At 71.6% G+C, this 12,103-nt stretch carries 12 protein-coding genes; 9 read left to right on the forward strand and 3 right to left on the reverse strand.

The features are described 5' to 3' along the window. Positions 1–141 precede the first annotated feature (141 nt). The 8 genes from ACF08N_RS30920 to ACF08N_RS30955 all read left to right on the forward strand — a co-directional run bounded on the left by ACF08N_RS30920 (position 142) and on the right by ACF08N_RS30955 (position 7,089). The gene (locus ACF08N_RS30920; protein ID WP_392328019.1) at positions 142–786 is read left to right on the forward strand and encodes an HAD family hydrolase; all 645 of its coding nucleotides are present in this window, start codon (positions 142–144) and stop codon (positions 784–786) included. Positions 787–829: 43 nt separating this feature from the next. Then, positions 830–2,047, forward strand: coding sequence for an MFS transporter (locus ACF08N_RS30925; RefSeq protein WP_392328020.1), 1,218 nt, complete (start codon positions 830–832; stop codon positions 2,045–2,047). Next, positions 1,998–3,173, forward strand: coding sequence for an acetoin utilization protein AcuC (locus ACF08N_RS30930; protein ID WP_392328021.1), 1,176 nt, complete (start codon positions 1,998–2,000; stop codon positions 3,171–3,173). Before ACF08N_RS30925 ends, ACF08N_RS30930 begins: the two co-directional genes overlap by 50 nt. Before the next feature lie 89 nt (positions 3,174–3,262). Then, complete coding sequence (locus ACF08N_RS30935; protein ID WP_392328022.1) at positions 3,263–4,078, forward strand: phosphatase; 816 nt, start codon at positions 3,263–3,265, stop codon at positions 4,076–4,078. 128 nt (positions 4,079–4,206) lie between these two features. Continuing rightward, on the forward strand, positions 4,207–4,419 hold the full coding sequence (locus ACF08N_RS30940; protein WP_014046653.1) for a helix-turn-helix domain-containing protein: 213 nt from the start codon (positions 4,207–4,209) through the stop codon (positions 4,417–4,419). Between the two features lie 123 nt (positions 4,420–4,542). After that, positions 4,543–4,641 (forward strand): 30S ribosomal protein bS22, encoded by a 99-nt coding sequence (locus ACF08N_RS30945; RefSeq protein ID WP_003948845.1) that lies wholly within the window; start codon positions 4,543–4,545, stop codon positions 4,639–4,641. Positions 4,642–4,837: 196 nt separating this feature from the next. Continuing rightward, positions 4,838–5,941 (forward strand): NAD-dependent epimerase/dehydratase family protein, encoded by a 1,104-nt coding sequence (locus tag ACF08N_RS30950; protein ID WP_392328023.1) that lies wholly within the window; start codon positions 4,838–4,840, stop codon positions 5,939–5,941. Between the two features lie 35 nt (positions 5,942–5,976). After that, entirely contained in the window at positions 5,977–7,089 is a 1,113-nt protein-coding gene (locus tag ACF08N_RS30955) for a 1-acyl-sn-glycerol-3-phosphate acyltransferase (RefSeq protein ID WP_392328024.1), read from the forward strand. Between the two features lie 67 nt (positions 7,090–7,156). Here the strand turns inward: ACF08N_RS30955 and ACF08N_RS30960 are convergent, their stop codons facing one another. The 3 genes from ACF08N_RS30960 to ACF08N_RS30970 form a co-directional block, all read right to left on the reverse strand. Beyond that, entirely contained in the window at positions 7,157–8,344 is a 1,188-nt protein-coding gene (locus ACF08N_RS30960) for a DUF5667 domain-containing protein (protein ID WP_392328025.1), read from the reverse strand. A gap of 262 nt (positions 8,345–8,606) precedes the next feature. Beyond that, positions 8,607–9,467 carry an ECF subfamily RNA polymerase sigma factor, BldN family gene (locus tag ACF08N_RS30965; RefSeq protein ID WP_392328026.1) on the reverse strand — a complete coding sequence of 287 codons (861 nt, stop codon included), beginning with the start codon at positions 9,465–9,467 and terminating at the stop codon, positions 8,607–8,609. Between the two features lie 1,119 nt (positions 9,468–10,586). Further along, complete coding sequence (locus tag ACF08N_RS30970) at positions 10,587–11,528, reverse strand: HAD family hydrolase (protein ID WP_392328027.1); 942 nt, start codon at positions 11,526–11,528, stop codon at positions 10,587–10,589. Positions 11,529–11,644: 116 nt separating this feature from the next. Here ACF08N_RS30970 and ACF08N_RS30975 point away from each other — a divergent pair, with 116 nt between their 5' ends. After that, a complete protein-coding gene (locus ACF08N_RS30975; protein ID WP_392328028.1) occupies positions 11,645–11,920 on the forward strand; it encodes a glutaredoxin family protein in 276 nt (91 codons plus the stop codon). The last annotated feature ends 183 nt before the right edge of the window (positions 11,921–12,103 follow it).

Consider the following 12,103-nt stretch of genomic DNA (forward strand, 5'->3'; position numbering starts at 1 on the left):
AAGCTAAGCCTTTCAGCGCCGATGGTACTGCAGGGGGGACCCTGTGGGAGAGTAGGACGCCGCCGAACAATCATTGTGGGGAAGCCCCGGAACCTTGTTCCGGGGCTTTTCCGCGTTCCGGGGTCGCATAGGGTCGGCGGCATGCGCTACGACCTCGTCATCTTCGACAACGACGGTGTGCTCGTCGACAGTGAGCCCCTCTCCAACACCATCCTCGCCGGCTATCTCACCGAGCTCGGTCACCCCACCTCGTACGAGGATTCCCTGCGCGACTACATGGGTGCCGCCGTTCACCGCGTGCACGACCTCGTGCGGGAGCGGACCGGGCAGGTGCTTCCGGTGGACTTCGACGAGACGCTGCACGCGCGTGTCTTCGCCGCGTTCGAGCGGGAGCTGGCCGCTGTCGACGGCGTCACCGACGTTCTGGAGAAGCTCGTCGCCGACGGTGTGCCGTACTGCGTCGCGTCCTCTGGGAGTCATGAGCGCATTCGCGTCGGGCACCGCACGACCGGGCTCGACCGGTGGTTCGCCGATGACGTCGTGTTCAGCGCGCAGGACGTGGGCCGGGGAAAGCCGGCGCCCGATCTCTTCCTCCACGCGGCCGCGCGCATGGGTGTGTCACCCGAGCGGTGCGTCGTCGTCGAGGACAGCCGGCTGGGCGTCCAGGCGGCTCTGGCGGCCGGCATGGACGTGTACGGCTTCACCGCCATGACGTCGTCCGGCAACCTGGCTGGGGCCAAGGGGTACTTCGGTGCGATGGCGGAGCTGCCCGCATTGCTCGTGTGACGCGTCTACCCACGGGTAGTACCGGGGCCTACGCTGTCCCGCCATGACGGATGCGCGGTTGCGCCACGGGCGGGCCTCCTTGGCGTTCAGCTTCTTCTCGCAGGGTGTCGCTTTTGCTCTGCTCGTGACCCGTATCCCCGCCGTGCAGGAGCGGTACGGGATATCCGACGGGCTGCTGCCCCTCTTCCTCGCGGCCGTGCCGGTCCTCGCCGGGGTGGGCAGTGTGCTGACGGGGCGCGTCGTCCGCCGGGTCCCGGCGAGTGCGGTGCTGCGGTGGTCCCAGCCGGTCGTCCTGCTGTCGCTCCTCGGCGTCGCCGCAGGCGACGGGATGGGGCAAGTGGCCGTCGCGCTGGCCGTGTTCGGGCTGGCGGTCGGTGCGCTGGACGCCGCGATGAACATGCTGGGCGTCAGTCTCCAGCGGGCGTACGGGCGCAGCATCATGCTCGGCTTCCATGCCGCGTACAGCCTCGGGGGGATCGCGGGCGCCTCGCTCGCGTGGGCGGGGGCGCACCTGGATCTCGCGCTGGTCGTGTCGTATCTGCCGGTGGTCGTGGTCCTGGTGCCGGCGGCGCTCGTCGCGAGCCGGTGGTACGTCGACGGCGAGCCTGCCCGGGACGAAGCGCAGGCGGAGGCGGCCGCGGGCGGGGTGGCGTTCACGGCGCTGGTGCCGCTGTGTCTGGTGATGACCTTCGCGTACATCGGGGACTCGACGGTCTCCAACTGGAGCGCGAAGTACCTGCACGACGTCCTGGGCAGCTCCGAGGAGCTGGCGACCGTCCCGTACAACGCGTACATGGTGACGACGCTGGTGGGCCGGGCGGTCGGGGACCTGGCGGTGCGGCGCTTCGGGGCGGTGGCCGTCGTCCGGGGCGGGGTGGTGCTGGCGGCGGCCGGGTTCGCCGTGGTCGCGGCGGCGCCCGGGGCCTGGGCCGGGATGCTCGGGTTCACGCTGCTGGGGTTCGGGCTGTGCGTGATCGTTCCGCAGACGTTCGCGGCGGCGGGCCGGCTGGCGCCGGGGAACAGCGACGCGGCCGTGGCGCGGCTCAACGTGTTCAACTACGTCGGCTTCCTGATCGGGTCGCCGTTGGTCGGGGCGCTCGGGGACGTGTGGAGCTATCGCGGCGCCATGCTGGTGCCGATGGTGCTGGTGCTCGTCACGTTGGCGTATGCCCGGTCGTTCGCCACGGAGCCCGCCCGATACGGTGGCGGGCATGAGCGGCCGCGGGTTGTTGATGTGGGACGAGGCGGTGACGAAGTATGACTTCGGGAGCGGCCATCCGATGGATCCGGTGCGGCTCGCGCTGACCATGGGGTTGGTGCGGGCGTACGGGCTGGACCGGGCCATGGACGTGGCGGCCGCCAAGCCGGCGGGGGACTCGACGCTGCGGCTCGTGCACCGCGAGGACTACGTGGCCGCGGTACGGGCGGCGTCAGAGGACCCGGCGGGTGCGGACCAGTCGTACGGTCTGGGCACGGTCGACGATCCGGCGTTCGCGGGGATGCACGAGGCGTCGGCGCTGATCGCGGGGCAGTCGGTGGGTGCCGCGGAGGCGGTGTGGCGCGGGGAGGCCGGGCACGCCGTGAACTTCGCGGGCGGCCTGCACCATGCGATGCCGGGCGGCGCGTCCGGCTTCTGCATCTACAACGACGCGTCGCTGGCGATCGCCCGGCTGCTGGAGCTCGGTGCGGAGCGGGTCGCGTACGTGGACGTGGACGTGCACCACGGCGACGGGGTCCAGGCGGCGTTCTGGGACGACCCGAGGGTGCTGACGATCTCGCTGCACGAGCATCCGCGCACGCTGTTCCCGCAGACCGGCTGGCCGGAGGAGACGGGCGGCACGGGAGCCGCCGAGGGCTCGGCGGTGAACGTGGCGCTGCCCGCCGGGACGGGCGACGAGGGCTGGCTGCGCGCGTTCCACGCGGTGGTGCCGGAGCTGCTGGCCGACTTCCGGCCGCAGGTGCTCGTGTCGCAGCACGGTGCCGACACGCACTTCGAGGACCCGCTCGCGCATCTGGCGGTGTCGCTCGACGCGCAGCGAGCGGTGCAGGAGGCGTGCCACGAGCTCGCGCACGCGCACGCGGACGGGAAGTGGGTGGCGCTCGGCGGCGGGGGCTACGAGGTCGTGGACGTCGTTCCCCGGTCGTGGACGCACCTGGTGGGCATCGCCGCACACCAGCCCGTGGACCCGGAGTCGGTGATCCCGTCGGAGTGGCGGGACCAGGTGTACGCGCGGACGCGCCAGTTGGGGCCCGCCCGTATGACGGACGGACGGTGGCCGGTGAGCCTGCGGCCGTGGGAGGACGGCTACGACCCGGCGGACCGGCTCGACCAGGCGATCCTGGCGACGCGCCGGGCCGTGTTCCCGCTGCGCGGGCTCCTGGCCTAGCGGCGGCACCTCAGGCGTGATTACGCCAACTGTGCGGAGCACACGCGTTTCTGTCCTGCCGTAGGGCTTGGTGCGTCAGCATCGGAAGGGTGTTGAGCACCGGAGCGCCGCGGGCGCAGCTGCGGGCGCATCTGCTGGCGTCGGGGTTGGCGGGGCACGTGGCGACCTCGCGCGAGGCGAGCCTGCGCAGCTATCGCGCGTTCGCGGCGCGGGATCCGCGGGTGACCATCGGGCTCGATCCGCGGTGGTCGTGGAGCGAGCGGGACCTGATCGCCCTGATGGCCGAGCGGTGCGGGGTGTCCGCCGATCCGGCGTGCGTGTCCGGGGGTGACGTGATCGATCCGGAGCTGACGCTGTGTGCGCTGGACGCCTTCGCCGCGCGGTTGGGGGAGGCGGTGCGGCGCCGGGCGCCGGTGCTGTTCGGCACGGGGCATCCGCACCGGTTGCTGGGGTTCTACGCCGGTCTGGCAGACGCGGTGTCGGCGGCGGGATGTTCCGTACTCACCCCCGCGCAGGGGCGACGTGTCGACATAACGACCCGGTTCGGCGTACGCACGCACCGGCTCGTGTACGTACGGGGGGTGGCCTCGCTGCGCGATGACGGAGCGCACGAGGCGGGCGCCCACAGCCATTCCCCTCTGCCGGTCAGGGTGGCGCTGCAAGCCGCCGCGGATGCGGGCGGGCCGCTGCCCGAGCTGGTCGTCGGGGACCACGGCTGGGTCTGCGGGGCAGGTCAGCTGGGGATCGAGGCCATCGGGCTCGCGGACACGGACGATCCCGCGCTGTTCGTCGGTGAGGCGGAGGGGCGGGTGTCGGTCGCGGTTCCGCTTGACGACGCCGTTCGGTCGGAGTCCTACCGCCCTCTGACGCGCTATGTACTCAATCGCGCGTGTCTGTCACAGTAGGCGGCCGATTGCAGCTCCTCTTCCCCACTCGCATCACCCGCCCCTAGTCTGGGCAGTGAGCGCACAGCGACGAAGAGTCACCGGAGGGGAAGCCGGTGCGCGTCGGGTGCGGAAGGTACAGGTGGGTCATGGCTGCTGGCAGCGAGAGGCCTCTGAACGAGGTCAAGTTCCTTACCGTGGCGGAGGTTGCCTCGGTGATGAGGGTGTCGAAGATGACCGTGTACCGCTTGGTGCACAGCGGTCATCTGCCGGCGATCCGGGTGGGGAGGTCCTTCCGGGTACCGGAGCAAGCGGTGCACGAGTATCTCCGCGAATCCTTCGTGGGGGTGGAATCCGCGTAACGGGGACCGGGACGGTCGCCCTCGGATTACAAGCTCGGCGCTCAGGCGGGTAGGCTAGGCCGACGTAGGTCGTGTGGGCCCAGACGCCCCGCACCGAGTGAAGAGAAGTGAGCGAGGGTAGTCGTGGGCTCTGTTATCAAGAAGCGGCGCAAGCGGATGGCTAAGAAGAAGCACCGCAAGCTGCTCAAGCGCACCCGCGTTCAGCGTCGCAACAAGAAGTAGGCGACAGCTGTACGCGTTTTCTCGGCCCTTCCACCTGCCTGGTGGGAGGGCCGAGGTGCGTTGTGGGGAGGGTGTGGACAAGAAGTGGGGTTGTGAAAAGGAAGCTCGTGGCAAAAGTGCGCCGTGCGGTCATCACAGCGCAACACCGACGCGCTACGGTGACGCCAGGACCTGGACCTAGGGGAAGGCGCTGATCTTGGGCAAGGTCGTGCTCGTCACCGGTGTGGCCCGGCAGCTCGGCGGCCGTCTCGTGCGGCGCATCCAGCGGGATCCCGAGGTGGACCGCGTGATCGGCGTCGATGCGGTGGGGCCCGGACACCATTTGGGCGGCGCCGAATTCGTCCGCGCCGACATCCGCCAGCCGACCATCGCGCGCGTCCTCGCCGAGCACGACGTCGACACGGTCGTGCACATGGACGTCACGGGTACGCCGCTGGGCGCCGGCGGCCGCACGGCCGTCAAGGAGACCAACGTCATCGGCACCATGCAACTGCTGGGCGCCTGCCAGAAGTCCCCGACGGTCAAGCGGCTGGTGGTCAAGTCCAGCACGAGCGTGTACGGATCGGCCCCGCGCGATCCGGCCGTCTTCACGGAGACCACCCCGCCCAAGTCGCTGCCGAGCGGGGGCTTCGCGAAGGACGCCGTGGAGGTCGAGGGGTATGTGCGCGGATTCGCCCGGCGCCGCCCGGACGTGGCCGTGTGCGTCCTGCGGTTCGCGAACATCCTCGGCCCGTGCGCCGACTCGCCGCTCGCCGAGTTCTTCTCGCTGCCGGTCATGCCGACCGTCTTCGGCTACGACCCGCGTCTGCAGTTCGTCCACGAGGACGATGTGATCGACGTGCTGCGGATCGCGCTTCACGAGCCGCGCCGCGGAACGCTCAACAGCGGCACGTTCAACATCGCGGGCGACGGTGTGCTGACGCTGTCCCAGTGCTCGCGGCGGCTGGGGCGGCCGACGATGCCGGTGCTGCTGCCCGCCGTCACCTGGGTCGGCTCCGCGCTGCGCACGGTCGGCATCACGGACTTCTCGCCGGAGCAGATCCGGCTGCTCACCCACGGCCGGGTGGTCAGCACGGTCCAGATGCGCGAGACACTGGGGTTCCGTCCGCGGTTCACGACCGCCGAGACGTTCGCGGACTTCGCGCGCAGCCGGGCTCCGGGGCTGCTGCCCCCCGAGTCCGTGGCCAGGGCCGTGGACCGGGTCGCGGCGGCACTGCCGCGCGGCCGCGGTGCCGGACGCGCCGTGGAGACGACGACCGGTGAGACGACGCGCGGCGAGACGACGCACAGCGCCGGATGAGCCCCGAGGGGCCCGGATAAGGAGCGCAGCCAACGATGGCGGACGCCAAGGTCATTCCGTTCGACGACGACCGTTCGCGCGGCGGTGCGCAGCGACCGGCGCGGCGGCGCCCCGGCGGGTCGACGCGCCGCAAGGCCGATCCCGCCGCGGCGGGCGACGCCGTGGTGCGCGAGGCGCCGGACCCTGCGGTGCGGGGGACGGCGACGGAGGCCGCGGTACGGGACACCGCCGTGAGCCCGCTGCCGGAGCGGGCCGTCGTGACGGCCGACGGTGACGCGCCCGCCGGGGAGCCGGCACCCGCGGGAGGCGGGGACTGGGACCGCCGGATCGCGGGCGGACTGGCGTTCCTGCGCCGGCGGCTGACCGGTGACTACGGGGTCGACGAGTTCGGCTACGACGCCGAGCTGACCGACCAGGTCCTGATGTCGCTGCTGCGGCCGCTGTCGGAGAAGTACTTCCGCGTCGAGGTGAAGGGCATCGAGAACATCCCGTCCGACGGCGGTGCTCTGGTGGTGGCCAACCATTCGGGGACGCTGCCGCTGGACGGGCTGATGCTGCAGGTCGCCGTCCACGACAACCACCCGGCCGGGCGCCACCTGCGGCTGCTCGCCGCGGACCTGGTGTTCATGCTGCCGGTGGTGAACGAACTGGCGCGCAAGGCCGGGCACACCCTGGCGTGCGGGGAGGACGCGGAGCGGCTGCTCCAGCGGGGCGAGGTCGTCGGGGTGATGCCGGAGGGCTTCAAGGGCATCGGGAAGCCGTTCAGCGAGCGGTACAAGCTCCAGCGGTTCGGGCGCGGCGGCTTCGTGTCGACGGCGCTGCGGGCGGGGGTGCCGATCGTGCCGTGCTCGATCGTCGGCGCCGAGGAGATCTACCCCATGATCGGCAACGCGAAGACGCTGGCGCGGCTGCTGGGCTTCCCGTACTTTCCGATCACGCCGACCTTCCCGTGGCTGGGGCCGCTGGGGGCGGTGCCGCTGCCGACGAAGTGGACGATCCAGTTCGGCGAGCCGATCGCGACGGACGGGTATCCGCCGGAGGCGGCGGAGGACCCGATGCTGATGTTCAACCTGACGGACCAGGTGCGCGAGCAGATCCAGCACACGCTGTACAAGCTGCTGGTGCAGCGCCGCTCCGTCTTCTTCTGAGCCGTACGTGTGTGAGGGGCGCCCCCCGGACGGGGGCGCCCCTCACACACGTACGGCCCTACTCGCCCTACTCGTCCTCGCTGTCGATGCCGAGACCCGGGAGGATGCCCGGCAGCAGGGGCGGGATGGTGACGTCCGGAGCGGGCGGCTCCGAGTCCTTGTCGGACGGGGACGCACCGGCGTCCGCCGGCGGGTCGAACAGACCTCCGGTGTTTCCGCCGAGCAGTCCGTCGTCGGCCGTGGAGCTGGAGCCGGACGGGTGGGGCCTGCTGTCCTCGCCCGTGTGCCCGCCGCCCGCGTCGGGCGCGGACGGGGTGCTGCTGCCCGGGCCCGTGGTGATCCCGGAGTCCCGTGGAGCGTCCGGGCTCTGCGAGCCGCGGTCGTCCGTGTCGGGGACGCGCGGCAGCAGCGACTCGAGCGGGCCGACCTGTTCGTCTATGGCGTCGAAGGCCGAACTGACCTCGTCGCCGACGTCGGTCAGCTGGGCGGGAAGCCGGTCGCGCAGTCCGTCCCACGCGTCCCGGTGGGAGCGCGAGAAGGAATTGAGCGTGGCGATCGGGCCGAGCGAGCCGTCCCGCTCGTAGGCGGCGCTCAGCAGCCGGTGGCCTTCCGTGACGTCGTGGCGCATGCCGGTGAGTGTGCGGCGGACCTCGCCGAGCGACTCGTGGTCCAGGTGACCGGAACGGCCCCGCTCCATCAGACGGCGGGCCTCGCTCAGGCGCGTCGATGCCTGGTCGAGGTGGAGCTCGCCGCGGTCGGAGTCGTCGTCCGCCATGCCGCGTTTGAGGTCCTCCATGCCGCGCTTCAGTCCGTACAGCGAGTCACCGGGCAGGGCGTCGGAACTGGCAGCGGCCACCCCGCTGAAAGCGCCCGCGGCCACACCGACGGTCAGACCGCCGGCCGCGAGCCCCTTGGACCAGCGGGAGCGCGGTCGCAACTTCCGGAGCGGGGAGGCCCGGTGGGCGCCGCGGCCGTGGGTCCGCTGCTCCGGCACCGTAGGGCCCGCGGATGCGCCTCCCTCCGCCGTGCCTTCTTGAAGCATCGCTTCCATGGCGGCCACGAGCTGGGCCCGCTGCACCACCTTGACCTCGGGGTCCAGCTCCGGCTTCGGCAGCTCGCCGAGGCCGTGAGCCAGACTCAACAGCCTTTCGTGCTCGGTCGATTCGACCGACTCCGCCTGCTGATCGGCCGCCTGGTCTTCCAAGGCCTGGGCGAAGGCGTTCGCCCGCCGGTGCGCCGAAACGTTCGCGATCACTGGCGGCACCTCCTCTCGTCATGACGATCGACTCCCCTGGGGGTCTGGAAGGTTGCACGCCTTGAGCACATCCACACGAAAGAGTGAGTGTCTGCGGGCATGGCGTGTCCACAGGGAGTCTGCATCCCGCACAACGAGCGGCGCGGCACTTGGGTTACGCGCGAAAGATGATCGGACCAGTGCGTCATCAAGGCGTCACCGACGGTGAGTTGGGAACGAGGGTCGGTGGGAGGTCTGTGCGGATATGGGCGCTCTGCGTGCGTCAGCGTGCGTCGTCGGGGAGCAGTCGGGCGAGGGTGCGGACGGCTCGGTACTGGAGGGTCTTGATCGCGCCCTCGTTCTTGCCCATGGCCCGGGCCGTCTCGGCGACGGACAGGCCCTGGAGGAAGCGGAGGGTGACGCACTCCTGCTGCTGGGGGTTGAGCTTGCGCACGGCTTCGAGCAGTGAGGCGTTCGACAGGGACTCCAGGACGGAGTCCTCCGGGCTGCGCTCGACCTCGTTGGCGTCGAGCATCTCGCCGGTGGTCACCTCCAGGCGGAAGCGGCTCGACTTGAAGTGGTCGGCGACCAGGTTGCGGGCGATCGTCACGAGCCACGCGCCGAAGTCGCGGCCCTGCCAGGTGAAGGTGGAGATCCGGCGCAGCGCCCGGAGGAACGTCTCGCTGGTCAGGTCCTCCGCGGTCGCCTTGCCGCCGACGCGGTAGTAGATGTAGCGGTAGACGGTGTCGCTGTACTGGTCGTAGAGCCGCCCGAAGGCCTCGGCCTCGCCCGCCTGGGCGCGCTCGACGAGCTCCATCATGCGGGCGCTGTCGCTGTCGGCGGTGGGCCGGCGGGCGGTGGCCGCGCCGGAGCCGCCGCGTCCGCCCCGTCTGCCGACCGCCGTCCGCCCGTCGCCCGACCGCCGTCCGTCATCGACGGCGCTGCGGGCCGATCCCTTCTGCATGCCGTTCGGAATGCCGTCGGCCAGGGCATAGCAGGGGGCGGCCGGGCCGCTGGCGGCGAGGCCGGGCGTGGCGAATGCGGGGACGGCGTACGCGGTGGGGACAAAGCCGCGCAGGTGGTCGAGGACCGCTGCGCGCAGCGTAGCCAGGCCCGAGGCGTCAACCCCGACGTGTGGGTACACGGGACTCCCAGAGGCAGAGCTTCCATCACGTGCAGTGCGGGACCGTTCACCCGTCGTGATGACTGGTGGGGTCCGTCATGCGTCTGAGGAGAATAACGCTTCGTACAGGCAGTGCTACACCGAGTTGCTCAAATCGCCGTTTCCGTCGCTTCTGTTACGGGTTGACGACCGATCAGGTCGCACATAGTGAGCATCTGTTGATCGAATTACTTCGTGATCTGTCCTATCGCGGGGTGACTTGTGGTCGCGACGGGAGAACGGGACTGGCCGGGGGTGTGGCGGGGTAAGAACGCCGGAATGCCCGCCGACACGCGGACCCCCGCCCGCTGGGCTGCGCGCCGGAGGCGCGTGGGGTTGCGGGTGTCCGCCTGGCCATGCGTCTTGAACGCCCGTGCGGTTCGGCGGGCGTGGGTGGTGCCGCCGTGCGGGCGGGCGCCCGCCTGATGAGGCGCCACATGTGAGGCGCATGCGCGCCGGTGGGCGCCGCGCCCGGGGCGACGCGACGGCGCTGCGTTGTCCCACCGCCGTGGGCCCGGCGTGGCCTGCGTTGTCCCACCGCCGGTGGGCGGGCGCCGCCCCGATCCCGTGTCCAGGGTGCGGCGGGCCTGCGGCCTGCACCCCGCGTGGCGTGCGCCTCGAACTCCCCTGCGGCCAGGCGGCCGCGCGGTGCTACCGGCAGGCCGGGCCTGCGGCGTGCTGCCCAGACCCCGCCGCCGGGCGGGCGCGGTTGCGCGGGCGCTTCCCGGGGCTGGGCCCGAGGCGCGTTGGGCCTGGGGGTCGGCACTCTCTGGCGTGTTTGAACCGCCTGCGGCCTGGCGGCCGTGGGTGGTGCCGCCGCGACCGGGCCTGTGGCGCGCCGGCCCGGCGCTGTGCCTGACGTGCGATGGCCCCGAGCGCGCCGCCGCGTGGGCGCGGTTTGTGCGGGGCGCGGGGCTCGACGCGGTGGGCCTGGGGAACCCGGTCCGGTGCGGCCTTGAACTCCCCTACGGGCCGCGGGTGGTGCGGCCGTGGACGGGGCTTGTGGTGCGCCGGCCCGGCTTCGCGCCTGGGCGCGGCCGGCCCACGGGCCAGCACCCCTGGCCGTGTGTGGTGAACTCCTGCGGCCCGGCGCGAGCGGCGTCAGCGGCGGCGGCGGTGGAGGGCCACCGCCGCCGCCGTGCCGCCTGCCAGTGCTCCTACTCCCGCCGCCGCCGGGATGCCCACCTTCGCCGCCTTGCGGCCCGTCCGGTAGTCCCGAAGGCGCCAGTCGCGTTCGCGTGCGTGCTTCCTCAGCTTCGTGTCCGGGTTGATCGCGTACGGGTGGCCGACCAGCGACAGCATCGGGATGTCGTTGTGGCTGTCGCTGTACGCCGCGCAGCGCGCCAGGTCCAGGCCCTCCGCCGCCGCCAGCGCCCGTACCGCCTCCGCCTTCGCGGGGCCGTGCAGCGGCTCGCCGACCAGCTTGCCCGTGTACACGCCGTCGACCGACTCGGCGACCGTACCGAGGGCGCCCGTCAGCCCGAGCCGGCGGGCGATGATCGTCGCCGTCTCGACCGGCGCGGCCGTCACCAGCCAGACCTTCTGGCCCGCGTCCAGGTGGGCCTGGGCCAGCGCCCGTGTCCCCGGCCAGATGCGGTCCGCCATGTACTCGTCGTAGATCTCCTCGCCGATGCTCATCAGCTCCGAGACCCGGTGGCCCTTGACGATCGACAGCGCCGACTCGCGCACGTCCTGCATGTGGTCCGGGTCCTCGACGCCGGCCAGCCGGAACCACGTCTGCTGCCAGGCGAACCGCGCCAGTTCGCGGCGCTGGAAGAACTTCCGTTTGTACAGGCCGCGGCCGAAGTGGAAGATCGCGGCGCCCTGCATCACGGTGTTGTCGAGGTCGAAGAACGCCGCGGCGTGGACGTCCCCGGCGACGGGGAACTCCGGCTCCGCGGGGGCGGGCCCTTCTTCGAGCGCCTCGAGTGCCTCGATCGTCTGCGAGGACTTGCGCGCTGCCTCGGCTGCGGCTTCGCCGGCCAGCACGCTTCGAGCGGTGGCGGAGCGCCTACGCGGGGTGAGCCATCCCAGAGCGGCCATGTCGTGAGCATAGCCAGTCTGTTCGGGACTTCCCGACCCACCGGGATGCGATGACGTGAACACTCCGCGACGTCGCTGTTAAACGGACGACCCGCGGCCGGGGCGAGAATGGGCGTATGAGTCCTGTGCTGCGGCGTGCGAAGAAGAAGCCCGAGGGGCGCGTGGTGACGCTCATCGGCAAGCCCGGGTGCCATCTGTGCGACGACGCGCGGGCCGTGGTCGAGGCGGTCTGCGCGGAGACCGGTGCCTCCTGGGAGGAGAAGGACATCAACCAGGACACCGAACTGCACCGGGCCTACTGGGAGCAGATCCCCGTCGTCCTCGTGGACGGCGAGCAGCACACCTTCTGGCGCGTGGACCCCGACCGGCTGCGCCGCGCGCTCGGGAGCTGAGGCCACGGAAGGCGGGTACCATCATGGTCGTTTTGCTTGGATTCCTCCGCCGGGCACGCCTCTTCCGGGGCAGGGCTGCGACAGGGCAGAGTGGGCGGAGCCAGGCGGTCTCGGGGGCGTAGATCGTGAGGAGTGTGTACGGCTTTGCCCCCTTTGGTGTCTCAACGGACCGGGGTGGCCCGT

The sequence above is a fragment of the Streptomyces sp. NPDC015127 genome (genome assembly GCF_043080095.1).
In the GTDB taxonomy this organism is placed as follows: domain Bacteria; phylum Actinomycetota; class Actinomycetes; order Streptomycetales; family Streptomycetaceae; genus Streptomyces.